At 71.2% G+C, this 25527-nt stretch carries 21 protein-coding genes; 11 read left to right on the forward strand and 10 right to left on the reverse strand.

The window, feature by feature from the left end; all coding sequences use genetic code 11:
* Window positions 1-389 precede the first annotated feature (389 nt).
* From fumC to MFF61_RS29160, 4 genes are read left to right on the forward strand one after another with little or no spacing between them, the layout of a single operon-like run.
* Entirely contained in the window at window positions 390-1853 is a 1464-nt protein-coding gene (gene fumC, locus MFF61_RS29145; RefSeq protein ID WP_238241186.1) for a class II fumarate hydratase, read from the forward strand.
* Between the two features lie 15 nt (window positions 1854-1868).
* The gene (locus MFF61_RS29150) at window positions 1869-2264 is read left to right on the forward strand and encodes a cupin domain-containing protein (RefSeq protein WP_238241187.1); all 396 of its coding nucleotides are present in this window, start codon (window positions 1869-1871) and stop codon (window positions 2262-2264) included.
* Between the two features lie 17 nt (window positions 2265-2281).
* A complete protein-coding gene (gene mqo / locus MFF61_RS29155; RefSeq protein WP_238241188.1) occupies window positions 2282-3775 on the forward strand; it encodes a malate dehydrogenase (quinone) in 1494 nt (497 codons plus the stop codon).
* Between the two features lie 14 nt (window positions 3776-3789).
* Window positions 3790-5052, forward strand: coding sequence for a threonine/serine exporter family protein (locus MFF61_RS29160; RefSeq protein ID WP_238241189.1), 1263 nt, complete (start codon window positions 3790-3792; stop codon window positions 5050-5052).
* 7 nt (window positions 5053-5059) lie between these two features.
* Here the strand turns inward: MFF61_RS29160 and MFF61_RS29165 are convergent, their stop codons facing one another.
* The 5 genes from MFF61_RS29165 to MFF61_RS29185 form a co-directional block, all read right to left on the reverse strand.
* The gene (locus MFF61_RS29165) at window positions 5060-6265 is read right to left on the reverse strand and encodes a DUF2252 family protein (protein ID WP_238241190.1); all 1206 of its coding nucleotides are present in this window, start codon (window positions 6263-6265) and stop codon (window positions 5060-5062) included.
* A 135-nt stretch (window positions 6266-6400) separates the two neighbouring features.
* Entirely contained in the window at window positions 6401-7780 is a 1380-nt protein-coding gene (locus tag MFF61_RS29170) for an FAD-containing oxidoreductase (protein WP_238241191.1), read from the reverse strand.
* Window positions 7777-8241, reverse strand: a complete 465-nt coding sequence (locus tag MFF61_RS29175) for a DUF4126 domain-containing protein (RefSeq protein WP_238241192.1) — start codon at window positions 8239-8241, stop codon at window positions 7777-7779. The genes MFF61_RS29170 and MFF61_RS29175 overlap by 4 nt, the downstream gene beginning before the upstream one ends.
* Window positions 8242-8520: 279 nt before the next feature.
* Window positions 8521-9021, reverse strand: coding sequence for an ureidoglycolate lyase (locus tag MFF61_RS29180; RefSeq protein ID WP_238241193.1), 501 nt, complete (start codon window positions 9019-9021; stop codon window positions 8521-8523).
* Complete coding sequence (locus MFF61_RS29185) at window positions 9018-9857, reverse strand: bifunctional allantoicase/(S)-ureidoglycine aminohydrolase (RefSeq protein WP_238241194.1); 840 nt, start codon at window positions 9855-9857, stop codon at window positions 9018-9020. Before MFF61_RS29185 ends, MFF61_RS29180 begins: the two co-directional genes overlap by 4 nt.
* A 342-nt stretch (window positions 9858-10199) precedes the next feature.
* On the opposite strand from MFF61_RS29185, the gene MFF61_RS29190 reads away from it, so the two are divergent.
* A complete protein-coding gene (locus MFF61_RS29190; RefSeq protein ID WP_238241195.1) occupies window positions 10200-10751 on the forward strand; it encodes a RidA family protein in 552 nt (183 codons plus the stop codon).
* A gap of 20 nt (window positions 10752-10771) precedes the next feature.
* Here MFF61_RS29190 and MFF61_RS29195 read toward each other — a convergent pair whose 3' ends face one another.
* On the reverse strand, window positions 10772-11242 hold the full coding sequence (locus MFF61_RS29195) for a DUF3237 domain-containing protein (protein WP_238241196.1): 471 nt from the start codon (window positions 11240-11242) through the stop codon (window positions 10772-10774).
* Window positions 11243-11468: 226 nt separating this feature from the next.
* On the opposite strand from MFF61_RS29195, the gene MFF61_RS29200 reads away from it, so the two are divergent.
* The 4 genes from MFF61_RS29200 to MFF61_RS29215 all read left to right on the forward strand — a co-directional run bounded on the left by MFF61_RS29200 (window position 11469) and on the right by MFF61_RS29215 (window position 16096).
* On the forward strand, window positions 11469-12944 hold the full coding sequence (locus MFF61_RS29200) for a protein adenylyltransferase SelO (RefSeq protein WP_238241197.1): 1476 nt from the start codon (window positions 11469-11471) through the stop codon (window positions 12942-12944).
* Window positions 12945-13162: 218 nt separating this feature from the next.
* Window positions 13163-14089 (forward strand): tripartite tricarboxylate transporter substrate binding protein, encoded by a 927-nt coding sequence (locus tag MFF61_RS29205; RefSeq protein WP_238241210.1) that lies wholly within the window; start codon window positions 13163-13165, stop codon window positions 14087-14089.
* Between the two features lie 4 nt (window positions 14090-14093).
* A complete protein-coding gene (locus tag MFF61_RS29210) occupies window positions 14094-14579 on the forward strand; it encodes a tripartite tricarboxylate transporter TctB family protein (protein WP_238241198.1) in 486 nt (161 codons plus the stop codon).
* Window positions 14580-14587: 8 nt separating this feature from the next.
* Window positions 14588-16096 (forward strand): tripartite tricarboxylate transporter permease, encoded by a 1509-nt coding sequence (locus MFF61_RS29215; RefSeq protein ID WP_238241199.1) that lies wholly within the window; start codon window positions 14588-14590, stop codon window positions 16094-16096.
* A gap of 103 nt (window positions 16097-16199) precedes the next feature.
* Here MFF61_RS29215 and MFF61_RS29220 read toward each other — a convergent pair whose 3' ends face one another.
* The gene (locus MFF61_RS29220) at window positions 16200-16898 is read right to left on the reverse strand and encodes a GntR family transcriptional regulator (RefSeq protein ID WP_238241200.1); all 699 of its coding nucleotides are present in this window, start codon (window positions 16896-16898) and stop codon (window positions 16200-16202) included.
* Between the two features lie 103 nt (window positions 16899-17001).
* Here MFF61_RS29220 and MFF61_RS29225 point away from each other — a divergent pair, with 103 nt between their 5' ends.
* Both MFF61_RS29225 and MFF61_RS29230 read left to right on the forward strand, forming a co-directional pair.
* Window positions 17002-20367 (forward strand): molybdopterin-dependent oxidoreductase, encoded by a 3366-nt coding sequence (locus tag MFF61_RS29225; protein ID WP_238241201.1) that lies wholly within the window; start codon window positions 17002-17004, stop codon window positions 20365-20367.
* A gap of 13 nt (window positions 20368-20380) precedes the next feature.
* Window positions 20381-21829 carry a short-chain fatty acid transporter gene (locus tag MFF61_RS29230; RefSeq protein ID WP_238241202.1) on the forward strand — a complete coding sequence of 483 codons (1449 nt, stop codon included), beginning with the start codon at window positions 20381-20383 and terminating at the stop codon, window positions 21827-21829.
* A 268-nt stretch (window positions 21830-22097) separates the two neighbouring features.
* On the opposite strand, the gene MFF61_RS29235 is transcribed toward MFF61_RS29230, so the two are convergent.
* The 3 genes from MFF61_RS29235 to MFF61_RS29245 form a co-directional block, all read right to left on the reverse strand.
* On the reverse strand, window positions 22098-23018 hold the full coding sequence (locus tag MFF61_RS29235) for an SDR family oxidoreductase (protein WP_238241203.1): 921 nt from the start codon (window positions 23016-23018) through the stop codon (window positions 22098-22100).
* Between the two features lie 133 nt (window positions 23019-23151).
* Window positions 23152-24330, reverse strand: coding sequence for an alpha/beta hydrolase family protein (locus MFF61_RS29240; RefSeq protein ID WP_238241204.1), 1179 nt, complete (start codon window positions 24328-24330; stop codon window positions 23152-23154).
* A 230-nt stretch (window positions 24331-24560) separates the two neighbouring features.
* Entirely contained in the window at window positions 24561-25088 is a 528-nt protein-coding gene (locus MFF61_RS29245) for a TetR/AcrR family transcriptional regulator (protein WP_238241205.1), read from the reverse strand.
* Window positions 25089-25527 lie beyond the last annotated feature (439 nt).

A 25527-nucleotide genomic window follows, 5' to 3' on the forward strand; every position in this document is an offset into this window, starting at 1 on the left:
CAACGCTTCGTCCGCTTAGGTTTTTGTTTCGTCGCAGATTTTTATCGCAAAACCGGCGACCACTTTTGCGAAATCTGCTTAGCGGCGCCTGCGGCCCGTGCCACGCGCTGCGCGCCGCGGCACCATGGAGGGCCGGTTCGAAGCCGGGCCGCATCCTTCCGCAGTTGACAGCGTGGCTGATCCACGAAATCTTGGCGGTGCTCCGTCGTGGCGGACGCAGTTCTGCTTAAGCTTGCGGAAGTTTAGGCGGCAACAGGTGTCCATGAACTGATCCTGCGGGATCAGGCATCCGCCCTGGCAAGCAACGTGATCAGAGCGCCGAAGCAGCGCCGATCAGAACGGGCCCCGGAACACTCGGCGACGTCGACCATTTCGCGAAGCGAGGGGCGATGGCAGAGACTCGGGACAACGGGGTTCCGCAATTGCGGGACATCCCGATCGGAATCGACGCGTCCGGAACGCGCCGGGAATTCGATTCCATGGGGGAGGTCGCCGTTCCGGCCGACCGCTACTGGGGCGCGCAGACCGAGCGCTCGCTGCACCACTTCGACATAGGCGGCGACCGCATGCCGAAGGCGGTCTATCACGCCTACGGCACCGTCAAGAAGGCTTGTGCCCTGGTCAACGCAGCGGCAGGCCGCCTGCCGGACTGGAAGCGCGACGCGATCGTCCGCGCCGCGGACGAGACCATCGCCGGTCAGCTCGACGCGCATTACCCCCTGTACGTCTGGCAGACCGGGTCCGGCACCCAATCCAACATGAACGTCAACGAGGTGATCGCCAACCGGGCGATCCAGCTCCTCGGCGGAACGCTCGGCAGCCAGCACCCGATCGGCCCCAACGACGACGTGAACATGGGGCAGTCGTCGAACGACACCTTTCCGACCGCGATGCATATCGCCACCGTCGAGGCGATCGACGCGCTCCTCGTGCCGGAGGTGACGCGGCTGGACGAGACCATCGAGCGCAAGGCCGCGGGCTGGATGGATGTCGTGAAGATCGGCCGCACGCATCTGGAGGATGCGGTGCCGCTGACGGTCGGCCAGGAATGGTCCGGCTGGGCCGGCCAGATCCGCGCCGCGCTGGCCGAGATCGCGCGGAGCCGGGACGGACTCTACGAACTCGCGGTCGGCGGCACCGCCGTCGGCACGGGCCTCAACGCGCCCAAGGGCTTCGCCTCCGAGGTGGCGGCGACGATCGCCGAACTCACCGGCAAGCCGTTCGTCACCGCGCCGAACAAGTTCGCGGCCCAGGGCTCGCTGGACCCGATGGTGCGGGCCAGCGCCGCCCTGCGCGGCCTCGCGGTCGCCTTGATGAAGATCGCCAACGACATGCGCTGGCTGGCCTCGGGGCCGCGCTGCGGCCTCGGCGAACTGATCCTGCCATCGAACGAGCCCGGCTCCTCGATCATGCCGGGCAAGGTCAATCCGACCCAATGCGAGGCGATGGTGATGATCGCCATCCAGGTGATCGGCAACGACACCGCCGTGGCCTTCGCGGGCAGCCAGGGCAACTTCGAGCTGAACGCGATGCGCCCGATCATCATCAACAACGTCCTGCATTCCGCCCGCATCCTCGCCGATGGCTGCGCCCGCTTCCGGGAATTCTCGGTCGAGGGGACGGACCTCAACCGTCCGAAGATCGCCTCCTACGTGGAGGGCAGCGTCATGCTGGTCACCGCCCTGTCGCCGGTGATCGGCTACCAGAACGCCGCCCACATCGCCGAGAAGGCGATCGCCGACGGCACGACCCTGAAGCAGGCCGCGATCGGCTCCGGCTTGGTGGACGAGGCGCTGTTCGACAAAACGATCCGGCCCCTCGACATGGTCGGCCACGGTCTTGCCGGCGCGTGAGAGGAGAGGCTCGCGATGATCCGTTGCGTCAGGATGTGGACCGGCCCGGACGGCGATTCGCTGTTCGAGGAGGGCACGATCGCGCTCACCGAGGGGGAGCGCGGGGACTTCGTCGGCGCGGCGGTGGCGGCGCGCCGGCTCTCGTTCCAGGAGACCGCGGCCGGCGGAGCCTACGCGTGGCATCAGGATCCGGTGCCGCGCTTCGTCATCACGCTCGCGGGTACCCTCGAATTCGAGACCAAATCCGGCCGGACCTTCACGATCCGTCCCGGCGACGTCCTGCTGGCGCAGGACAACAGCGGCAGCGGGCACCGCTGGCGCCTCATCGGGGACGAGCCCTGGCGGCGGGCCTACATCGTCTACGAGGAGGGCGCCGACCTGCCGTTCACCCCCGCCCCGCACCGGGGCTGAGCACAGGGAAGCGGGCCATGGCGCTTCGTCCCAACGACACCCCCGACGTCGTCCTCATCGGCGCCGGTATCATGAGCGCGACGCTGGGCACGGTGCTCAAGGAACTCGAACCGTCGCTGAGCATCGCCCTGTTCGAGACCCTGGAGGATTGCGGGCTCGAAAGCTCTGAGTCCTGGAACAATGCCGGGACCGGGCACGCCGCGAATTGCGAGCTGAACTACACGCCCCAGCGTCCGGACGGGAGCGTCGACATCTCCAAGGCGCTGGAGGTCAACACCGAATTCGACCTGTCGCGCCAGATCTGGGCGCATCTCGTGCGCAAGGGCGCGATCCCGGACCCGCGGGCCTTCATCCATCCCTGTCCCCACATGAGCTTCGTCTGGGGCGAGGAGAACGTCGCCTTCCTGCGCGCCCGCTACGCGGCGATGGCGGCGCACCATTGCTACCACGGCATGGAGTACAGCGAGGACCACGCGGCGATCGCCGCCTGGGCGCCGCTGATCATGGAGGGCCGCGACCCTGCGCAGCCGGTCGCGGCGACCCGGATCGTCACCGGGACCGACGTCGATTACGGCGCGCTCACCCACCTCCTCGTCGGACACCTATCCGGACAGGGCGTCGAGGTGCACTACAACCGCCAAGTCGTCGCCCTCGACCAGGAGGGCGATGGGCGCTGGCGGGTCACCGTCGCGGACACCTACGACGGCACGCGCCAGAGCGTCCTCGCCAAGTTCGTGTTCATCGGCGCGGGCGGGGCGGCGCTCGACCTGCTCCAGGCCTCCGGCATCCAGGAGGGACACGGCTACGGCGGCTTCCCGGTGAGCGGGATCTGGCTGCGCTGCGACGTCGATGCGGTGACGCAGCGCCATCACGCCAAGGTCTACGGCAAGGCGGCGAGCGGCTCGCCGCCGATGTCGGTGCCACATCTCGACACGCGCGTGATCGGCGGCCGCACCTCGCTGCTGTTCGGCCCCTATGCGGGCTTCTCGTCGAGGTTCCTCAAACACGGCTCCCTGACCGACCTGTTTCGGTCGCTCACCCCGGACAACATCGTGCCGCTGCTCGACGTCGCGAAGGACAACGTCGCGCTGATGGAATACCTCGTCGGGCAGGTGCTGCAGAGCGCGCAGCATCAGTTCGCGACCCTGCAGCATTTCTATCCCCGAGCCCGGCGGGGCGACTGGAAGGAAGCGGTCGCCGGCCAGCGCGTGCAGATCATCAAGCCCGAACCGCAGGGCGGCGGCAGGCTCGAATTCGGCACCGAACTCGTGGCGGCCTCCGACCGGTCGCTCGTCGCGCTGCTCGGCGCCTCGCCGGGCGCCTCCACGGCGGCCTTCATCGCCATGGAGGTTCTGCAGCGCTGCTTTCCCGAGCACCTGACCGAGGAGGGGTGGTTGCCCGCGCTCAAGCGCATGATCCCGACCTACGGCATCGATCTGCGGACCGACGCCGAGGCCTGTCGGCGGATCCGGGCCGAGACCGCGCCGGTGCTCAAGATCGAGACCGTCTGATTCCCCGGAGAGGCATGACCGCGCCGTCGCTCCTCACGCCCCCGCGCCTCGAGGAGGCCGCGCATCTCATCCTGCGCGTCGGCCGGCTCCTCCTCGGCAGCGGCGCCGATACCGGCCATGCGCTGCGCCGGATCGAGACGATGGCGGCCGCCCTCGGCGTCGAGGCCGACGTCTTCATCAGCAGCGAGCGGCTGCTCCTCACGGTGCGGGCCGGCGCCGCCTTCCGCACCAAGCTCAGCCACCCGCTGACCGGCGCGGGGATCAGCATGAGCCGCCTCGGCCGCCTCGACGCCGTCGTGGACCGGCTCGTCGACGGATCGATCGACCTAGGCGAGGCCGAACGGCGGCTCGACGCCGTCGAGGCCGCCCCGCCGCTCTACCCCGGCTGGCTCGTGGTGGCGGCCGTGGGCGCGACGACGGCCTGCCTCGCGCGGCTGTTCGGGGCCGACTGGCCCGTCGTCGCGGCGGCCTTCCTGGCCGGGATCGCCAGCACCGGGCTGCGCCGCCTCCTGGCCCGGAGGGGCGCGAACCCGTTCGGCGCGGCCTTCCTGACGGCCTTCGCGAGCGGCCTCCTCGGCGCGCTGGCGCTCAAGGCGGTGCCCAGGGCGGTCGCGACGCCCTGTGTCGCCGCGGCGGGCATGATCCTTGTGCCGGGCGTGCCGCTGATCAACGGCATCAGCGACGTGGCGGGCGGCCATATCGAGATCGGACTGGCGCGCCTCGCCTCCGGCACGATCACCATCCTGGCCATCGGGTTCGGGCTCTTTCTCGCGGCCGCGCTCGCAGGGGACGCGTTGCCCGTCTCGTCCGGGGCCGGCGCGGTGCCGGTGGTGCAGGACGTCCTCGTCTCCGGCTTGGCCGCCTTCGGGTATGCCCTGCTGTTCGACGTGCCGCTGCGCGCCGTCTGGGCCTGCATCCTGTGCGGGATGGCCGGGCACGGCCTGCGCACCGCGCTCGGCGCGGCCGGCATCGAGATCGCCACGGGGACGCTGGTCTGCGCCACGCTGGTCGGGCTGCTCGCGCACCGGTTCGGAGCGCATCGTCGCCTGCCGCCGGTCACCTTCGCGTTTCCCGGCGTGGTCGCGATGATCCCCGGCTCCTACGCCTTGCGGGCGGCGATCGGCAGTCTCCAGCTCATGGCGCTGGGCCCTGCGTCCCCCGGCGCGCTCGTCGCCGAAACCCTCTCGCTCGCGATCGCCGCCATGGTCATGACCGCGGCCGTGGGGACCGGCCTCGTCCTCGCGGCCGCCCTGCAGCATGTCCGGCCTGTCCGATGAGGCGGGCTTACGCGGCCTCCCCGGTGGCGTAGACGCGGCAATGCTGCAGGTAGCCGATCTCGTGGCGACCGGCGAGTTCGACGACGCTCGACCAGAGCCAGGACGGCGCCCCCTCGGCGGCACGCGCGTCCCGGATGACCTCGGCCCGCCATTCCGAGCGGGCCGTCTCGTCCATCTGCCGGCCATGCGCCTTGCCGACCACGTAGGCGAGGTAATGCGCCGCCCGCACCGCCTCCTCGCGGCTGAACTGGTCCACGTCGAGCTTGAGGTCCTGCGGCAGCAGCTCGCGCATGACGACGGGCTTGCCGAGCATGTGCACCGGCAGCATGCGCTCGCCCAGGTTCGGCGACAGCGCGCGGGCGCCCGCCACGACGCGCTCGGCGGGATCCGCCGGCATCGCCGCGCCCGGGGCGGCCGGGGCCGCCGGCGCGACGGCCTCCTTGAGGTCGACCAGTGCCAGACGGTGCTTGCCCTCGGGCTCCCCGATCCGCACCAGGGCGGCGTAGCGCAGGAAGCCGAGCGAACTGCAGCCCTTCATCCAGTAGGCCGCGTCGATCAGGCGAAGCTCGGCCTCGTCGCCGCGTCCGTTCAGCGCCAGCACGAGGTGGCGCACCTCCTCCTTGCCGAACAGGCCGCGCAGCGCCGCGTGCTCCTCCCCGTCGAGCGCCCAGAACTTGCGCCCGAGCGGGATCGCGGGCTCCACATCCTTCAGGCGCTCGCGGGCGAGGTGCTTCCAATGGCGCCCGAGGGCGCGGCGGCGCACCATGCGCACCGCTTCCGGTTCGGGCGGTGCTTCGTCGGTCCCCTGGGTGTCCAGGCCCAGCGCATAGCCGCGGACCATCTCCTCCAGCATCCGGGCCGTCACGACCCCGGGCAGGTTCGAGCCGCGCGCCGCGCTGGCGAGCGACAGCCCGAGCCGGACGAGATCGTGCGTCGGGTTGCCGATGACGGTCTGGTCGAGGTCGCGCACCTGGATGTCGACCCGTCCGTCCGCGTCCGCGAGAGGACCGAGGTTGCCCAGATGACAATCGCCGCAGATCCAGACCGGCGGCCCCTCCGGAAGGGTGCCGCGAGCGAGGCCGTCCAGCCACTCGTAGAACTTCAGGGTGTTGCCCCGGACATAGGCGTGGGCCGATCGGGCCATCTTGAGCGTGCGTTGCCGCTCCAGCACCGCCGCCCGCTCCTCGGGACCATACGCCGTGTTCTCGCGCATCTGCGAACCTTCAGCCGATCGCCGCGCGTCCGCGCCGCATCTCCGGCGTCAACGCTCAAGGCTGGTGCGGCGCAGCGCGGCGCATCGTCCCTGCTGTGGATGACGACGGCCACCTCGCACGTAAGGGGAACCGGATCAGACCAGCGGCCGCAGGTCGCCGAGGACCGTGGGGATCAGCTCCGAGACGGTCGGATGGATCGGCACGGCCCATTGCAGCACCGGAGCGGCGGCGCCCGCGTTCATCATGTCGAGGATGCCGTGGACGGCTTCGTCGCCGCCCGTGCCGAGGATCGCCGCACCGAGCAGCGCTCGGCTCTCGGCGTCGACCAGCACCTTCATGAAGCCGAGCGTTTCACCCTTCTCGACCGCGCGGCCGACCCGCGTCATCGGGCGCGTCCCGATCAGGGCCGGGCGCCCCGTCGCGCGCACCTGCGCCTCCGTCATCCCGACGCGGCCGAGCGGCGGGTCGGTGTAGAGCGCGTAGCCGGGGATGCGCTCGCTCACCCGGCGCCCCGCGCCGTCGAGGAGATTCGCCGCCACGATCTCGAAATCGTTGTAGGCGGTATGCGTGAAGGCGCCCCGGCCGTTGCAGTCGCCGAGCGCGTAGACGCCCGGTACGCTCGTCTGCAGATCCTCGCCCACCGGGATGAACCCGTGTGCGTCGGTGGCGAGGCCGGCGGCCTCCAGCCCGAGGTCGTCCGTGTTCGGGCGGCGCCCGACGGCCAGCAGCACGTGCGAACCGACCACTACCGGCGGGCCGTCGCGGCAATCCACCCCGACTGCGACGCCGTCCGGCCGCGGGGCGAGGCGGATGCAGGACGCGTTCAGCCGCACGGACACGCCCTCGCGGGCGAGGATGTCGGCCACGGCCTCCGAGACGTCCGGATCCTCGCGAGCGATCAGGCGCGGCCCCTGCTCGACCACCGTCACGGCGCTGCCGAAGCGCCTGTAGATCTGGGCGAATTCGAGCCCGATGTAGCTGCCGCCCACCACCACGAGGTGCGCCGGCAGGGTGTCGAGCTGCAGTATGCTCGTGTTGGTCAGGTGCGGCACCCGGTCGATGCCGGGCAGATCCGGCACGCGGGCGCGCCCGCCGACATTGATGAAGATCCGCTCCGCCTCCAGCACCTCGCCGTTCACCGCGACCGCGTGCGGACCCTGGAAGCGGGCGTGGCCGGTGAGCACGGTGCAGCCCGCCATGCCCCGCAGCCAGCGCTCGACATTGCCGCGGGCCGTGGCCGAGACGCCCTGCTGCCGGGCCGCCACGGCCTTGGGGTCGATGCCGACCGCGCCCGGCACAACCACGCCGAAATCGCCGGCGCGGCGGGCGAGATGGGCCGCATAGGCGCTGGCGACCAGCGCCTTGGTCGGCATGCAGCCGGTGTTGACGCAGGTGCCGCCGAAGAGGTGGCGCTCGATCAGCGCGACCGTTTGGCCGGCCGCCGTCAGACGGCCGGCGAGCGAGGGCCCGGCTTGGCCCGCCCCGATGACGATGGCGTCGAAGTGCCGGCTCATGACAGGACCCATACGGCGAGGGCTGCGAGGACGATCGCGACCGCGTCCTCCAGCAGGGCCGCCGGTCGGTCCCGGTCGAGCGCCGCCGCCAAGCGCCCGCGCGCCGCGGCCCCGCCGAGCGTGCCGATCACGGCCCCGATCACGCCGGCGACGATGCCGGCGACGAGCTGGCCCGCCGGCAGGCCGACCGCCGCGCCGCAGAGCGCGCCGCTCGCCAACCGGGCGCCGAACTGGACCGGGACCGTGCGGCTCGGCGTCGACGGCAGAAGATCGGTCACGAACTCGGCCAGGGCGAGCGCGGTGAGGATGAACGGCGTGAAGCGGTAGCCCAAGACCGCGAGCCACGTCCCATCGAGCTGCAGAAATCCGAGCCACGCCGCCCATGAGACCGCGGCCGGCGCCGTCATGGTGCGCAAACCGGCCACGACCCCGAGCAGCAGGGCCACACCGATACCGGTCATCATGCGTCTCCGGGCTGCGATGAGGAGCGTGCAGGATTGGTGCTGCCGAGCGTCGCCCGGGCGCTCCATTGGTTCTCGGGACCATCGAGGCCGTCAAGGGCGCGGACTCTGCTCGAACCCGCCGGCGCGATCGCCCGTCGGGCGCTCACCGTCGCGCGGCCGGCGAGGACAACGACGACGGCGCGGATGCGCCACGAGAGCCGGGCTGCTCGCCGGCCTGGCAACCCCGCCCGCTCTCACCCCTGATCGGGTCCGCGCCGGCGCGCCTGAGCCCGGAGATCACTCCGGCAGATGGATCGACCAGGGCTCCTCGAACACGAATTCCTCGAGGTTCACGCCCGGACCGCCGCGGTCGATCACCACGAAATCCTGCGGCGCCCCGAACGGCGTCAGCACCCCGTGCCAGACGTTCATGGCGTAGCACACGCCCTGGCCCGGCGCCGTCAGGAAGGCCTGCGGCCGGCTGAGCCGGCCCCGCTCGTCCGGGCAGACGACGACGAGGAAGGGTGCGTCGGTGAGGGGCAGGAAGGCCTGGGCGCCGAGGGGGTGGCGCTCGACGAGGCCCAGGGTCAGCGGCAGCGGATAGGGCTTCGCCTCGACGAGGCCCACCACCACCTGCGCGCTCTCGCCCGCGACCTCGACCCGCGCGAGGTCGTGGAAGCGGCGCGCCATGCCGGCATTCATCGGGCGGGGGGCGCCGCCCGCCTTGTCGATCACCGCGCCGAAGGGCGCGAAGGCCTCGCGCGTCAGGGGCTGCGCCGTGATGCGGCGTGCGCTCATCGCGCGGCACCCCGGAGTCTCAGGGCGGCGTGACGGTTCACGTCCTTGTAGAGCAGGTAGCGGAACGGGCCGGGGCCGCCCGCGTAGCAGGCCTGCGGGCAGAAGGCGCGCAGCCACATGAAGTCCCCGGCCTCGACCTCGACCCAGTCGCGGTTGAGCCGGTAGACGGCCTTGCCCTCCAGCACGAACAGGCCGTGCTCCATCACGTGCGTCTCCTCGAACGGGATCGAGGCGCCGGGCCGCAGCGTGACGATGTTGACGTGCATGTCGTGGCGCACGTCGTCAGAGGCGACGAAGCGGGTGGTGGCCCAGGCCCCCTCGGTGCCCGGCATCCCGGCCGGCTCGATCTCGGATTCGTGGCGCAGGAAGGACTCGGGCGCGTCGAGCCCCAGGACCCGCTCGTAGGCCTTGCGGATCCAGTGGAAGCGGGCCGGCTCCGCGCCTGGGTTGCGCAGCGCCCACACGGCCCCGGGGGCGAGGTAGGCGTAGCTGCCGGGGCTGAGCCGGTGCTCGCGCCCGTCGAGGACGAGTGTCGGGGTGCCCCCCACCACGAAGACCACGCCCTCGGCCTCGGGGTCGGGCTCGGGCCGGTCGCTGCCGCCGCCGGGGCCGACCTCCATCAGGTACTGGGCGAAGGTCTCGGAAAAACCCGACAGCGGCCGCGACAGCATCCAGGCGCGGGTGCCGGCCCAGAAGGGCAGGACGCTGGTGACGATGTCGCTCATCACGCCCTTCGGGATGACCGCATAGGCCTCGGTGAACACGGCCCGGCCGGTCATTAGCGCGGTCTGGGGAGGCAGGCCCCCGCAGGGCGGGTTGTAGGGATGGCCGTTCATGTCCTTGCCTTGCTGCGGTTGGCCTCGGTCCGGGAACCCGGCCGCCGATGGCCGGGCGGTCCGGCCCGATCGCCGAAGGATGGCCCGGTATCGTCTGCGCCTTGTGACGCGTCGTCATCCGGCTGCAGGCGATCGACCCGACATGGGAGTTGGATACACTCCCGGGCGGGCCGGGCTGTGGTACGGGATCGGAGCGCGCCTTGTCGAGCAGCACCGCGTCTGAGTTCCCCCGGACGGTGACGACGCGTGCCGTACAGGAAGGACCGGTCGTGGTCGGCGCGCGGCGCGGATCGATCCACCTCGCACCTCGCGGCCGGTGCACCCCGGGCAGGAGAGCCTCTCATGACACGCCAGAACCGCCGGTCCGTGCTCGCCGCAGGCGTGGCGCTGCCTCTGCTCACGCTCGCCCGGTCCGCGGCCCGGGCCGAGGCGTCGTCCCCGGAGCGGCGCCTGCGGCAGCGCGGGATCGTGCTGCCCGAGCCGCCCAGCCCGAACCCGAACTACGCGCCCTTCGTGCGGACCGGCAACCTCGTCTTCGTCTCCGGGATGGGGCCGACCCGTCCGGACGGCAGCGTGGCGACCGGGAAGGTCGGCCGGGATGTCACGCGCGAGGAGGCCTACCAGCATGCGCGGCTGACGGGCTTGGCGATCCTCGCGGTGCTTCGCGGCGCCGTCGGCGGCGACCTCGACCGGGTGACGCGCGTCGTGAAGGTGCTGGGCATGGTGAACGCCACGCCGGACTTCACCGATCACGGCAAGGTCGTGAACGGCTGCACGGACCTCTTCATCGAGGTGTTCGGGGAGGCGGGCCGGGCGGCCCGCTCCTCGGTCGGCATGATCTCGCTGCCGTCGAACATCACGGTGGAGGTGGAGGCGGCGTTCGAGGTGTCCTGAGGCGCTCGGGTCCGGCGGCGTCAGAGGATCGCGTAGATGTCGTAGACCGGTCCGGTCGGCGGCCGCTGCCCCACCCCGACGGCGAGCATGCGGTTGAGCCACGCGAGGTCGGCCGCACCGGTCTCCAACCGCACGGCCGTGCGGAAGTAGTACTCGGCCGGGTCCACCGCCTCGCCGCGGCCGAGCCGCTCCATCACGGCGGGCGGGCCGGCCCGCAGGCCCGTGTACTGGCAGTAGATCAGGCCGCCGCCGCTCTCCCGGAGCGTCAGGCGCACGTCGAGATGGGTCGTGCCGTCGGGCTCCACGCGCAGCCAGTCGCCCGCACCGCCCGCCACCACCTCGCCGCGCAGGCGCGGCCCCGCGAAGGTGCCGCCGGTGACCGGGACGATCCGCAGCGCGCCGCTGCGGGTCGGGCCGACCATCTGCGGGGCGTCGACCGTCAGGCTAAGACGGAATAGGAAGTCGGTGTGAAGCGGAAGCGGGGTGTCCATCTAGCGGGTCTCCCGACGGTGCTGCGGAGGCGGTCCCTTAAACGTCAGCAGGTCCGTGCACGCAATGCTGCGCGGCGACGGGGCCGGGCCGCGACCCGCCCGCCGGCAACCTCCGGCGGCATCGCCGGTTGGTCCCGGGGCCGCCGGCCGGGTCTGGGTCCGCGCCTGCGCCCGGCGGATGCCCGCGCCCGCTCGGAGTGGCGGTGAGACTGAGGCAGGCTTTGCGATGAGCGCCATCCCGTTCGACAACAGCTACGCGCGCCTGCCGGAGCGCTTCTTCGCGCGGGTCGATCCGACGCCCGTCCCGGCTCCCCGGCTGATCGCCCTGAACCGGGGGCTCGCGGAGACACTGGGGATCGATCCCGATTGGCTTGCCGGGCCTGAGGGCGTCGCGGCGCTCGCGGGCAACGCCGTTCCGCCCGGGGCCGAGCCGATCGCCACGGCCTATGCGGGTCACCAGTTCGGCCATCTGGTGCCCCAGCTCGGGGACGGGCGGGCGATCCTGCTCGGCGAGGTGGTGGATCGGGACGGGACGCGCCGCGACGTCCAGCTCAAGGGGGCCGGGCCGACACCCTTCTCGCGGCGGGGCGACGGCCGGGCGGCCCTGGGGCCGGTCCTGCGCGAGTACATCGTCAGCGAGGCGATGGCGGCGCTGGGCATCCCGACCACGCGCGCCCTGGCGGCGGTGGCGACCGGGGCGAGCGTGGTGCGCGAGCGGCTGCTGCCGGGGGCGATCCTCACCCGGATCGCCCGGAGCCACATCCGGGTCGGGACCTTCCAGTACTTCGCGATCCGCCGCGACACCGAGGGGGTGAAGCAGCTGGCCGACCACGTCATCGCTAGGCATTACCCCGCGGCGGCGGAGAGCGGGCAGCCCTACCGGGCGCTGCTCGCCGCGGTGATCGACCGGCAGGCCGCGCTCGTCGCGCAGTGGCTCTGCGTCGGCTTCATCCACGGCGTGATGAACACCGACAACATGGCGGTGGCCGGAGAGACGATCGATTACGGCCCCTGCGCGTTCCTGGACGCCTACGATCCCGCGACGGTGTTCAGCGCGATTGACGAGGCGGGTCGCTACGCCTACGGCAACCAGCCGGCGATCGCCCAGTGGAACCTCGCGCGTCTGGCCGAGGCCCTGCTGCCGCTGCTGGCGCCGGAGACGGAGGCGGCGATCGCGGTGGCGCAGGATCTCCTCGCCGACTTCGTGCCGCGCTTCGAGGCCGCCTACCACGGCGGTCTGCGGCGCAAGCTCGGCCTCGCCACGGCGCGCGAGGACGACGTCGCCCTGGCCGGCGGCCTCCTGGAGATCATGAGGGCCAACCGCGCCGACTTCACGCTCACCTTCCGGCGCCTCGGGGCCGCCGCCGCCGATCCGGCGGCGGATCGCGGCGTCCGGAACCTGTTCATCGACCCCACCGCCTACGATGCCTGGGCCGGCCGCTGGCGCGAGCGGCTCGCCGCCGAGCCTCGCCCGGCCGGGGAGCTTCGGGCGGCCATGGATGCGGCCAATCCCGCCGTCATCCCGCGCAACCACCGCATCGAGGCGGTGATCGCGGCCGCCGTCGAGCGCGACGATTTCGGCCCCTTCGCCGAGCTGACCACTGTCTTGGCCAAGCCCTTCGAGGACCAAGCGGCCTTCGCCGCCTACGCGGACGCGCCCGAGGAGTCCGAGCGCGTCCATCGCACCTTCTGCGGCACCTGAGTCGTAAGAATTCCGACCGGACCGGGTGCGCAGCGGACAGGATGGCTGGCCTTCACCGCCTGCGACGAATCCCTGGATGGGAGGAGGCGCGGGCGCCTGCGCTCGGCAGCGCTGCTTGCAGGCGCGCCCGTATCCCTGACATACTCGCTCCCAATATGATCGGGAGGAACACGATGCTCGGCTGGACGAAGCTGGCCCAGTATATCCTGGCCGTGGCGATGACGAGCATCGCGGCACCGGCCGGGGCGCAGGATTATCCCGTCAAACCCATTACGCTGATCGTGCCCTGGCCTGCAGGCGGCGCGACCGACATCAGCATGCGGGCAATCGCGGAGGTCGCCGGCAAGCACATCGGCCAGCCGATCGTCGTCGACAACAAGGCGGGCGGCGGCGGCACGGTCGGGCCGGCCACCATGGCGGCGACGGCCAAGCCGGACGGCTACACCATCGCGCAGATCCCGATCACGGTCTTCCGCCTGCCGCTCATGCAGAAGACGACCTGGGATGCCCAGAAGGACTTCACCTACATCGTCCACCTGACGGGCTATACGTTCGGCGTCACCTCGAACGCGGACTCGCCCCACAAGAGCTGGGCCGACGTGGTGACGTACGCCAAGCAGAACCCCGGCAAGGTGACCTACGCCACGCCGGGAGCCGGCACGTCGCTGCACATCGGCATGGAACAGATCGCCGCCAGGGCCGGCATCAAGCTCACCCACGTGCCCTTCAAGGGCGGCGCCGAGACCAACGCGGCCGTCCTCGGCGGACACACCACCCTGCAGGCCGATTCCAGCGGCTGGAAGCCCCTGGTCGAGGCCGGCAAGCTCAGGCTGCTGATGATCTGGACCGCGCAGCGATCCAAGAACTATCCCGACACGCCGACCCTGCAGGAACTGGGCTATCCGCTCGTGCTCGACTCGCCCTTCGGCGTCGCGGGTCCCAAGGGCATGGATCCCAAGATCGTCGCCAAGCTCCACGACGCCTTCAAGAAGGCGATCGACGATCCGGCCGTGCAGGACACCCTCGCCAAGTACGACATGGTCGTGAACTACAAGAGCACCGAGGAGTATCGGAAGCACGTCGGCGAGACGATCGAGGCGGAGCGCAAGATCATCACCGATCTCGGCCTCGCACGGACGAACTGAGCCCGTGGCCGCACCGCGAGTCCCCGCCGCACCGCGCGGCGGAGCGGATGTCTGGGCCGGGCTGTTCTGGCTCGCGGTGAGCCTCGGCGTGGTGTGGGCGGGCCGGGACCTCGGCATCGGCGAGGTCGCGGCCCCCGGCAGCGGCTTCCTGCTGTTCTGGGCGGGCCTCATGATGTCCGGCTTCTCGCTGGCGATCCTCTGGACCGCCGTGACCGCGGGCGGCCCCGGCCTCGCCGCGCTGTGGGCGGGCGCCCGCTGGCAGAAGGTCGTGCTCACGGTCGCCAGCCTGGCGGCCTACGCCGCCCTCCTCGACCGGCTCGGGTTCCTGCTCGCGACGATCCCGCTGATGCTGGTTCTGCTGCGCGGCATCGACCCGGTACGGTGGCGGATCGCGCTGCCTGTCGCGGCGCTGTCGACGGTGGGGCTCTGGTGGGTGCTGAAGCGGCTGCTGCTGATCCAGCTGCCGGCCGGCGCGTTCGGGATCGGATAGGAGCGCCCGTGGAGTCTCTCGCCAACGTCGCGCTGGGCTTCGAGGCCGCGCTCCAGCCCGTGAACCTGCTCGCCTGCTTCGTCGGCGTGTTCATCGGCACGCTCGTCGGCGTGCTGCCGGGCATCGGCCCTGTCTCGGCGATGTCGCTGCTGCTGCCGATCACGCTGACGGGGAGCCCGGCCACCGGCATCATCATGATGGCGGGCATCTACTACGGTTCGATGTACGGCGGGTCGACCACCTCGATCCTCGTCAACATCCCGGGCGAGGCGGCCTCGGTCGTGACCTGCCTCGACGGGCACCAGATGGCGAAGCAGGGCCGCGCCGGCCCGGCGCTCGGCATCGCGGCGCTCGGCTCCTTCGTCGCCGGCACCTTCGCGCTCGTGGCCCTGATGCTCGTCGCGCCGACCCTCGCCGGCTGGGCGGTGGCGTTCGGGCCGGCCGATTACTTCAGCCTGATGGTCCTGGCCCTCACGGTGCTGACCTTCCTGACGCAGGGCTCGATGCCGAAGGCCCTGCTGATGGCCGGCGTCGGCGCGGTGCTCGGGCTGATCGGGCTCGACTCGATCACGGCGCAGCCGCGCCTGACCTTCGACCGGCTCGAACTCTACGACGGCATCGGCCTCGTGCCGGTGGTCATGGGGCTCTTCGGCATCGCCGAGATCCTCCACAACCTCGAGCGGCCCCTGGCGCGCGACATCGTGCAGGCGCGCCTCACGCAGCTCTGGCCCGGCCGGGCGGATTGGAAGGCCAGTGCCGGCCCGATGGCGCGCGGCACCCTGCTCGGCTTCTTCCTCGGCATCCTGCCGGGCGGCGGTGCGGTGATCGCCTCCTTCGCGTCCTACGCGCTGGAGAAGCGCCTCTCGCCGCATCCGGAGCGGTTCGGGCGCGGCGCCATCGAAGGGGTGGCGGGGCCGGAGGCCGCCAACAACGCGGCCGCGGGCGGCGCGTTCATTCCCCTCATGACCCTGGGCATTCCGCCCAACGTCGTCATGGCGCTCCTGCTCGGGGCCTTCGTCATCCACGGCCTGCAGCCCGGCCCCCTGCTGATGACCCAGAACCCGGCCCTGTTCTGGGCGATCATCGTCAGCATGTATCTCGGCAACATCATGCTGCTGGTCCTGAACCTGCCGCTCGTCGGCCTCTGGGCGCAGCTGCTGCGGGTGCCCTACAACGTGCTGTTTCCGCTCATCGTGCTGCTCAGCATCGTCGGCGTGTACTGCTCAAGCAACAACGTCTTCGACGTCTACGTGATGATCGGCTTCGGCATCCTGGGCTACCTGATGCGCAAGACGGGCTACGAGCCGGCGCCCCTGGTCCTCGCCTTCGTTCTCGGTCCGCTGCTCGAGAACAACCTGCGCAAGGCCCTGATCCTGTCCCAGGGCGACCTGTCGACCTTCGTGTCGCGCCCGATCTCGGCGGTCTGTCTCGCTTTCGCGGCCCTTCTCCTGATCGCCCCGCTGCTGCCGTCGCTCCGGCGCAAGCGCGACGCCGTGGCGCTCGACGAATCGGCCTGAGCGCGGGTCGGGCGGAGCGCCCGTCGGTGCGGGCGCTCCGGGTCATCGCAGGTGCCAGACCCTTCATCCGCCCGGCGAACCCCTCTGCCGGACGGCCGTGCGTTCATCGCACGCGCTCTCCCGCATCCCCGAGCAGGACGTCGGAGAAGATCGGCTCCCAATCCATGATGTGCTTGTGCATGAGCGCCGCGGCGGCGGCCGGCTCGGCGCCCTGCCGCACCATCTCGATGATGCGGTAGTGCTCGGGCACCGACTCCGCTTGGCGGGCCAGACCGGCGGCGGACTTGATGCCGTACAGCCGCATCGTGTCCCGCAGCTTCATCACGATGCCGGTCAGCACGGGATTGCCGGCCCGGGACAGCAGCTCCTGGTGAAACGCACGGTCCGCCGCGAGGTAGAGCGGGACGTCGCCGGTCCGCACCGCCCGGGCGATGGCATCGGCCTGCACCGTGAGGTCCGAGACGTCGCCGCATCCGGATTGCACCAGCTTCAGGAAGGCCGAGGATTCGAGCTGCAGCCGGACCTCGAACAGGTTGCGCAGCTCCTCCAGCGACGGCTCCACCACGCAGAAGCCGCGGTTGCGCAGCGGCTGCAGCAATCCGTCGGCGGAGAGCTGCAGGAGCGCCTCCCGCACCGGCGTGGTCGAGATGCCGAGGGTCCGCGCCAGCGCGGGGACCGACAGGATGGTGCCCGGCCCGACCTCGCCCGAGACGATGTCGAGCCGCAGCCGTTGCTGAACCTGCTCGCGAAGATTGATGTCGACCGGCGCGGGCATCGCGGCGGCGTTCGCACTCGTGACCATTCTGAACCCTCCCGCTGCCCATTATACGAGCCCAGGACGGTCTTGCAGTAGCGCGTCACGCGTTTATGGTAGCGCGTGACGCACTACCACGGGGGACGCCGAGGTGCCCGAGGTCAAGGCCGGCTACTGCACGCTCTGCCGCTCCCGCTGCGGTTCGCTCAACGAGGTCGAGCAGGGCCGGCTGGTCGCGGTGCGGCCCAACCCCCGCCATCCCACCGGCAATGCCCTGTGCGCCAAGGGCCGCGCCGCGCCCGAGATGGTGGGCAGCCCGCGACGGCTGACCGTGCCGCTCCGGCGCACGCGGCCGCGGCACGATCCCGATCCCGGCTTCGCGCCGATCTCCTGGGAGGAAGCCCTGGGCGAGATCGCGGCGCGGCTGGGGGAGATCCGCGCCCGGCGCGGGGCCGAGGCGGTCGCCTTCGCGGTGACGACGCCGAGCGGCACGCCGATGGTGGACAGCTTCGAATGGGTGGAGCGGTTCATCCGCGTCTTCGGCAGCCCGAACTTGATCTACGCCGTCGAGATCTGCGGCTGGCACAAGGATTACGCCCAGGCCCTGACGTTCGGGCGGGGCATCGGCGCGCCCGACTACGACCGGGCCGACGTCATCCTGCTGTGGGGCCACAATCCGGCCCGGACCTGGCTGGCGCAGGCGACCCGCATCGCGGCGGCGCGCCGCCGCGGCGCGACGGTGGCGGTGGTGGATCCCAAGCGCAGCGGCTCGGGCGAGGACGCCGACCTGTGGCTGCGCGTGCGTCCCGGAACGGACGCCGCCTTGGCCATGGGGGCGATCCGGCACCTCATCGAGACGGGCCGCTACGACACGGCGTTCGTGCGCCGCTGGACGAATGCCGCCTTCCTGATCGAGGCCGGGACCGGCCGCTTCGTGCGGGCGCGCGATCTCTGGCCCGGCGCACCCGACGCCGCCTGCGTGGTCCTCGGCCCCGACGGGCCGCGCGTGGCGGACACGGCTGGCGACGAGGCCGTGCTCCTCGACCAGGGCAGCGTCACGCTCCGGGCGAGCGATGGCCGCGTGCTCCACTGCGCGACGGCGCTGCACCGGCTGCGCCGTGAGGCTTCGGCCTACACGCCGGAGCACGTCGCGCGGATCACCGGCCTCGGCCCGGAGGATCTCGACCGGTTCTACGCCCTGTTCGAGGGCTCTCCCCGCCTCGCCTACCATTCCTGGACCGGGGTCGGGCAGCACACCAACGCGACGCAGACGGAGCGGGCGATCGCCACCCTGTACGCGCTGACGGGAGCGAACGACCGGGCCGGCGGCAACCGCTGGACCGTGACGCCCCCATCCCGCAGCGTGAACGATTACGGCTTGCTGGCACCCGGGCAGCGCGCGAAGGCGCTCGGCCTCGACGCCCTGCCGCTGGGCCCACCGTCCCGGGGTTGGATCACCGCGCGCGACTTCGCGCGTGCGGTGCTGGACCAGGATCCCTACCGGGTCGAGGCCCTCATGAGCTTCGGCGCGAACCTCGTCGTGTCGCAGGGAGCCTCCTCACGCAACCGGGACGCGCTGCGGGCACTCGATTTCCACGTGCACTTGGACATGTTCCTGAACCCGACGGCGGAGAACGCCGACATCGTGCTCCCGGCCAGCATGCCGTGGGAGCGCGAGGCGCTGAAGATCGGCTTCGAGATCACGCAGGAGGCCGCCGAGCTGGTGCAGTTGCGCCAAGCGATGCTGCCCGCCTTCGCCGAATCGCGGGCGGATTACGCCATCGTGTTCGATCTCGCCTGCCGCCTCGGCCATGCCGACGCGTTCTTCGGCGGCTCGGTCGAGGCGGGCTGGAACCATCAACTGGCCCCGCTCGGGCTGACCGTGGCGGACCTGCGGGCGGAGCCCGAGGGCATCCGCGTCCCGCAGCCTTGCCCGGAACGCCAATACGCCGCGCCGCGTGCCGATGGAGCACCGGCAGGATTCGCCACCCCGACGGGCCGGGCCGAGCTCTATTCCGAGCTCCTGCTGGAACACGGCTATCCGCCGCTACCGTCCTTCGTGCCCCCGGCCGGCCCGGCTGACCCGTCGCTGCCGCTGTGGCTCTCGACCGCGAAATCCGGCTGGTTCGTGCACAGCTCGCACCGGCACGTCGCGTCCCTGCGCCGCAAGGCTCCCGACCCGTCGGTCGAGATCAGCCCGGCGGCCGCCGCGATCCGCGGCATCCGGGAGGGCGACTGGATCCGCCTGCGCACGGCCCACGGGACGGTGCGGCTGCGCGCGCGGCTCGACCCGGCGCTTGCGGACGACGTGGCCATCGCGGAGTTCGGCTGGTGGGAGGATTGTCCGCCCCTCGGTCGCCCGCGCACCCCGAGCGAGGGTCCGGACACGCTGAACATCAACGACGCGCTCTCGGACGAGAGCCGGGACCCGGTGAGCGGGTCGGTCCCGTTGCGCGCCGTCGCGTGCGAGATCACCCGGGACGAGGCCCGCAGCCGCGGGTGGTGGAGCGGCGGGCGCGCCTTCACGGTGACGGCCGCGCGCCGCGAAGCCGCGGACGTCCTGGCGCTCTCGCTCGCGCCCGCCGATGGCGGTCCCCTCGCCGGGTTCCTGCCGGGGCAGCACGTGCGCGTGGCCACGGAGGCGGGCATTGCGCGGGCCTACTCGCTGACCGGGCCGCATCGCGAACCGGACCGTTACGAGATCGCCGTGAGGCTCGTCGGTGCCGGAACGCCGGCCTCGGGACGGATGTCGTCGCATCTCCACGGGCTCGATCCCGGCGCGACCCTGCTGCTGGAGACGCCGCACGGCACGTTCACGCCCCCGTTGCGCACGGATCGCCCCGTCATCCTGATGGCCGCCGGCATCGGCATCACGCCCTTCGTGAGCTACCTCGAGGCGCTGGCGGACGGCCCGGCCGGGCACGGTCCCAGGATCCGGCTCCTGTACGTCTGCCGGGACGGCCGGGCCCATCCCTTCGGGCCTCGCCTGCGGGCGCTCGCCGCACGGAATCCGGACCTCGCGGCGACGCATGTCTTCACCCGCCCGGCCCCGGGCGACGGGCCGGGCCGCGACTACGACGGCGTGGGACGCTCCTTCCTGTTCGACCTCCCGTCACCGTTCCCGGGCGAGCGCCCACTCGCCTTCCTGTGCGGCCCGGAGAGCTTCGTGGCGGACGCCACCGCGCTCCTGCTCGCCTGGGGGCTGCCGCGCTTCGACATCAGCAGCGAGCTGTTCACCGCGCAGGCGGAGGTCCCGGCCGAACTCGCCCCGCGCAGCGTCACGCTCGCCCGCAGCGGCGGGAGCTTCCGCTGGTCTCCCGACGCCGGAACCCTGCTCGACGCCGCCGAGACGGCCGGACTGCGTCTTCCGAGCGGCTGCCGCACCGGCCAGTGCGAGAGCTGCCAGGTGCGGCTCGCGGCGGGAAGTGTCGCGCATCTCACCCCCTACGACGGCCCGCCCGACCATTGCCTGACCTGCCGCGCCGTTCCCCTCGCCGATTGCGTGCTCGACGCCTGAGAAGGACCCCTCCATGAGCCAGACCCTTGCCCCGGCCCCGACGGCCGCCCCGCCCCGCGAGAACCTCTTGGTGCGCCTCTCCCAGGTGATGGTGGCGTTCTCCGAGCGCTGGTTTCCCGACGCCTACATCTTCGTGCTGCTCGCCGCGACCCTGGTCGCCGCGGGTGTCCTGCTGCATGGCGGGGATGCGGTGGGGGTGAGCCGGGCCTTCGGCGACGGGTTCTGGAGCCTGATCCCGTTCACCATGCAGATGGCGCTGGTGGCGGTCGGCGGCTACGTCGTCGCGGTGTCGCCCCCGGTGGCGCGCCTGATGCGCCGCGCGGCCGCCATGCCCCGCACGGGCCGGGGTGCCGTCGTGTTCGTGGGCGTCGTCAGCATCCTGCTGTCGCTCGTCAACTGGGGCGTGAGCCTGATCTTCTCGGGGCTGCTGGTGCGCGAGATCGCCCGCCGCGGCGACATCCGCCTCGACTACCGGGCCGCGGGTGCGGCCGGCTATCTCGGCCTCGGCTTCGGCTTCACGCTCGGCATCAGCTCGTCGGCCGCCCAGCTCCAGGCCAACCCGGCGAGCATCCCGGCCTCGCTGCTGCCGATCACGGGCGTGATCAGCTTCTACGAGACGATCCTGACGTGGCAGAACCTGCTGGTGATCGTCGTCGGCACGCTCCTGTCGGCGGCCATCTGCCACTACACCACGCCGTCCGACGCGAATGCCGTCACGGCGGCGGATCTCGGCGTGAACCTCGTGGACGCCAAGGTCGAGAGCCAGCGCCCGACGCGTCCGGGCGATTACCTCGAATTCAGCCCCATCCTGACGATCCTGACGGTGCTCCTGGCCGCGGGCTGGCTGTACGAGACCTTCAAGGCCGGCAATCCGCTCATCACGATGTCGGGGCTGAACACCTACAACTTCGTGTTCCTGCTGCTCGGGGCTCTGCTGCACTGGCGGCCGCGGAGCTTCCTCACCAGCTTCTCGCACGCCATGCCGAGCGTGGCGGGCGTTCTGCTGCAATTCCCGTTCTACGGCGGGATCGCCTACATGCTGACGCGGGTGAAGAACGCCTCCGGCGCCACCTTGTCGGATACGATCGCCCACTGGTTCGTGAGCCTCGCGCACGATTCCGGCGCCTTCTCGGTGATCGTCGGCCTCTACTCGGCGACGCTCGGCTTCTTCATCCCGTCGGCGGGCGGCAAATGGGTGATCGAAGCCCCCTACGTCATGAAGGCCGCCAACGAGATCGGCGCCCATCTCGGCTGGACCGTGATGGTCTACAACATCGCCGAAACGCTGCCGAACTTCATCAATCCGTTCTGGATGCTGCCGCTGCTCGGCGTGCTCGGGCTCAAGTCGAAGGATCTGATCGGCTACACCTCGATGCAGTTCTTCATCCACTTTCCGATCGTGATGATCCTGGCGGCCTACCTGATGACGACGTTCACCTACGTGCCGCCGGTGATGCCGTAGGGCACCGCGTCAGAGGTACTCTCCGCCGACGGCACGGTGCGGGCCCGCCCCGGGCGCCCGGGCCGTCCGACTCCTGGGAACGGCCACGCCGGCGGCTCGATCCGGCGCGGCCGCATGTGGCCGGATCTTCGCCACGACGTGACGGAGATCTGTATCGCAGGGCTGCGGCGGCCCGGCGTGAACGTGCCCTCACGGGCGCCCTGCTGATCCTCGTCCCCGTCGGCGGCGCGCGACACGCGCTTCGCCGTGGCGCCCATCGCCCGCATGCCTAGCTTCGAGCAAAGGTCACCTTCGCGAGCTGCTCGGACAGGTCCCATAGACGCCGCGCCGTCGCGTCCTCGCGCGCCTGCCGAGGCGATCTCGCCTCGGTGGGGTGCCCGCGCGTCTCTCCCCATCGATTCGGCCCGTAATAGGCGCCGTCGCGCGCGGCCGGATCGGTCGCCGCGAAGAGCGTCGGAAGCGCGCCCTGTGCCGCGGGCTGGAACAGGAACCACGCCACGCGGCGCACGAGCCCGACGGAACTCCAGGGACCGGCTCCGTTGGGCAGCAGATCGGTCCGCGAGATGCCGGGATGCGCGGCGAGGCTCCGCACCCCCCATCCAGCCGTCCGACTGCGTCGGCTCAGCTCGAAGGCGAACAGGATGCAGGCGAGCTTCGACTGACTGTAGGCCGCCATCGGCTTGTACCCGCGCTCGGCCTGCAGGTCGTCGAACGCGATCACGCCGTTTCGCGCGGCCACGCTCCCGAGGGTCACCACGCGCGGGACGCGGCCCTTCCTCAGCAGCGGCAGCAGATGAGCCGTGAGCGCGAAATGACCCAAATAGTTGGTGCCGAACTGCAGCTCGAACCCGTCGGCCGTCTCACGGCGCGTCGGCGGGGTCATCACGCCGGCATTGTTGATCAGAAGGTCGAGGCTGTCCTGCTCCCGCGTGAGTCGCGCGGCGAAGGCGGCGACCGACGCGAGGCTGGCCAGATCCAAGTGGCCGAACCGGACATGCGCACCCGGGACGGCCTGCCCGATGGCGCTCACGGCCGCCGCGCCCTTCCGGCCATCGCGCCCGGCCAGAACGACGTCGGCGCCGGCGCGCGCCAGGGCCAGGGCCGTCTCGAAGCCGAGGCCCCCCACTCCTGTCACGACCGCGGAACGCCCGCGTTGCGAAGGCATGTCGTGTGTCGTCCATTCGGTCATCGGCCATCCTCGACGCATCGCGTGTTCATGGCAGCCGGTCCGCGGCGAGCGCCCCGGTGCGGCCGCGTCGGACGCTCAGCCACCCTGGCTTCCGTCGCGGCTCGGTCTTGTTGGTGAGAGCCGGTCCGCTTCCTCAGGCGGGCGACAGACACGAGCCCGGGGGGAGGTGCGCGGGTTCGCACACGCGGCCGGCCCTCTGCAGGACGGGGCCGGGCAAGCGCCTCTGGCCGGGCCGAGGCGCCGCGAAGGCGGTCGGTGCGAGCCGCGGTGGCGAGGCCAGAATCGGCTGCCACGCCGCAGTCCAGTCCGACAGGGCGCGGCGGTCCGCGTGGAACGCGAGGTCGAGGAACGCCGCGGTCAGTTCGGCCGTCGCGGCCTTGACGCGCGGGTTGAGGAGCGCGCCGCCCGTAAGCGCCCGGTCCGTGAACATGCTGTGCGAGCCGCCCGCGAACACCGCCAGGAGCTTGTCGGGACTGCCGACGGCGTCGAAGACGGCAAAACGGTCGGCGGCATCGGACCGGTAGCCCGGCAGATTGATGACGTCGCCGGTCGATGTGACGTGCAGCGTCGGGATCGTGATGCCGCCCAACACCGGTCCCAGGTCCTTCTCTCCGTAGAAGGCCGGTGCCGAGATGGCGATGCCCGCCTGGATGCGGCGATCGCGCGCGGCGATCGTCCGCCCGTCCCGCACGACCTGGGCCCCGGACAGGACGAGGACGGTGTTCGCCCCGTAGGAATGACCCGCCGCGACGATCCGGCTCGGCTCGATCGCGGCACCGAAGGGGCTGCCCGCCCGGTCAAGGATGCGGTCGAGGGCGAAGCTCACGTCATGCGCACGGTGGATCGCCTCCTGCGTCCGGGCGGCGTTCGTCAGGCGCGAGACGAGTTGAAGCGGATCGCCGCGCCAGAGCGCGGCATCGCTGCCGACGTGCTGGACGTGCAGGCTCGCATAGCCGCGGGCCGACCAGGATTCGCCGAGGTAGCGGTATCCCTGGCGCGAGCCGCCGAGACCGTGCGAGAAGACGATCAGCGGAACGCGCCCCTGAGACGTCGCGGGCCAGTACAGGCGTGCGGGGACCGACCGGCCGCGTGCGGCGTCGGTCCAATCGAGATCGACGATGCGGGTGCCCGAGGCGTGAGGCTCGGAGGCGAGAGGCTCGGCGAACGCCCGGCCCGGACGCGGAAGGGCCGCCGCGCCCGCCAATGCGCCGAGAAGAAGCAGACCGAACCGTCGGCGATCCGGGTCGCCGTTGCTGACGGATGGCGGGGCAGGCCGATCAAGGCTGCCGTCGGCATGCGGTCGAAGGGTCATGTCCAACCTTTCCCTTATCCGTATCAGGCTTGCGGTGCTGCGCTCATCGTCGAGGCGTCCGGCAGATCATCTTGCCGACGCAGCCAATACTCTGCCCATCGCAGCATCGATTCCTCCGAAGGCAGAGCAAACAGAGCGAATTTTCGTTTTATGTACTTGCCGAGGTGGGACGCAAACTGTCGGGCATCGGCCATCATCGAAACCGGCTGCGGTTGCGAGATCCCTGCAGGTCAGCTCAGCATGCGCCAGATCGCATCGAAACCGATCCGGCAATGCATGTCTGCGTTCGCCGGATCTTGGATCATGAAGTCGACGGTCACATCGGCGACCGCACCGATCAGCGCCATGACGAGGTCCATGGGAGCGTCGCGCATCGGTCCAGCCCTGTGTGTCCGCTCCAGCAGCCCGATGATGTCGGCCATGGTCCGCTGCCCGATCTCCCGTGTCTCCGGCGTGATCTCATCGGAGACCATGAGATGCGCCAGCGCCTTGTGCTTCTCGGGACAGGAGGCGGCCCAGTGCAGGCGCTGCGACCACAGCTGCCGCATCTGTTCGCCAGGCTCGTCGTCGTCAGGCAGGCTCGCCAGAGAGGCGGCCGCCATCTCCTGTTTCAGTTCGACATAGACCTGATTGAGGAGGTCGGCTTTGGTTTCGAAGTAGGTGAAGAGGGAGCCATTCGAGACGTGGGCCTCCTTGGCGATCGCAGCCGTCGACGCCTCAAGGCCGTGAGCGGCGATGACGCGGATCGCCGCCGACACGATCGCGTTTCGCCTATCCTCGCTTCTCGGCCGCGCCATCATCCACCTCGCAACCGTACAGCTATCAAAGAGTGATCAGTCAGTCAATGGGTCTGTGTGGTGCGTGCGACCGCGGGTGGCATCTGCGGGCGTCGCTGGAGCGGTGGCAGGTGAGACGACGTGCTGGCCGTCCAGCGCGCCCTGCATGAGCCCGCTCGAGCGTCGCCCCGATCGACGATGGTCCCTCGTCGGACGGCCGCGCGTGGCCGATCGATCCGGCCGGTCATGGTGGTGGCTGGCCCGGCGCTACACCACGCCCCAGCCACGCGATCCAGCTTCGGATGCCGCAGGTGCCGCTTGGGTGGGCCGAACGGATCCCGAATGGGAGAGGGGAACGCGGGGGATACCCCGGCCGCTAAGGCCGCCGGCACGCTGTCCGATAAGGAGATGTTGGAGCGGG

It is taken from the genome of Methylobacterium isbiliense (genome assembly GCF_022179325.1).
Taxonomy (GTDB): domain Bacteria; phylum Pseudomonadota; class Alphaproteobacteria; order Rhizobiales; family Beijerinckiaceae; genus Methylobacterium; species Methylobacterium isbiliense.

Coding starts and splice junctions, on each gene's coding strand:
- MFF61_RS29160 (WP_238241189.1), top strand. CDS start 3,790: ATGACCGCGCCGTCGCTCCTCACGCCCCCGCGCCTCGAGGAGGCCGCG.
- MFF61_RS29205 (WP_238241210.1), top strand. CDS start 13,163: ATGACGAGCATCGCGGCACCGGCCGGGGCGCAGGATTATCCCGTCAAA.
- mqo (WP_238241188.1), top strand. CDS start 2,282: ATGGCGCTTCGTCCCAACGACACCCCCGACGTCGTCCTCATCGGCGCC.
- MFF61_RS29220 (WP_238241200.1), bottom strand. CDS start 16,898: ATGGTCACGAGTGCGAACGCCGCCGCGATGCCCGCGCCGGTCGACATC.
- MFF61_RS29165 (WP_238241190.1), bottom strand. CDS start 6,265: ATGCGCGAGAACACGGCGTATGGTCCCGAGGAGCGGGCGGCGGTGCTG.
- MFF61_RS29240 (WP_238241204.1), bottom strand. CDS start 24,330: ATGACCCTTCGACCGCATGCCGACGGCAGCCTTGATCGGCCTGCCCCG.
- MFF61_RS29170 (WP_238241191.1), bottom strand. CDS start 7,780: ATGAGCCGGCACTTCGACGCCATCGTCATCGGGGCGGGCCAAGCCGGG.
- MFF61_RS29195 (WP_238241196.1), bottom strand. CDS start 11,242: ATGGACACCCCGCTTCCGCTTCACACCGACTTCCTATTCCGTCTTAGC.
- MFF61_RS29230 (WP_238241202.1), top strand. CDS start 20,381: ATGAGCCAGACCCTTGCCCCGGCCCCGACGGCCGCCCCGCCCCGCGAG.
- MFF61_RS29190 (WP_238241195.1), top strand. CDS start 10,200: ATGACACGCCAGAACCGCCGGTCCGTGCTCGCCGCAGGCGTGGCGCTG.
- MFF61_RS29150 (WP_238241187.1), top strand. CDS start 1,869: ATGATCCGTTGCGTCAGGATGTGGACCGGCCCGGACGGCGATTCGCTG.
- MFF61_RS29200 (WP_238241197.1), top strand. CDS start 11,469: ATGAGCGCCATCCCGTTCGACAACAGCTACGCGCGCCTGCCGGAGCGC.
- MFF61_RS29175 (WP_238241192.1), bottom strand. CDS start 8,241: ATGACCGGTATCGGTGTGGCCCTGCTGCTCGGGGTCGTGGCCGGTTTG.
- fumC (WP_238241186.1), top strand. CDS start 390: ATGGCAGAGACTCGGGACAACGGGGTTCCGCAATTGCGGGACATCCCG.
- MFF61_RS29235 (WP_238241203.1), bottom strand. CDS start 23,018: ATGACCGAATGGACGACACACGACATGCCTTCGCAACGCGGGCGTTCC.
- MFF61_RS29180 (WP_238241193.1), bottom strand. CDS start 9,021: ATGAGCGCACGCCGCATCACGGCGCAGCCCCTGACGCGCGAGGCCTTC.
- MFF61_RS29185 (WP_238241194.1), bottom strand. CDS start 9,857: ATGAACGGCCATCCCTACAACCCGCCCTGCGGGGGCCTGCCTCCCCAG.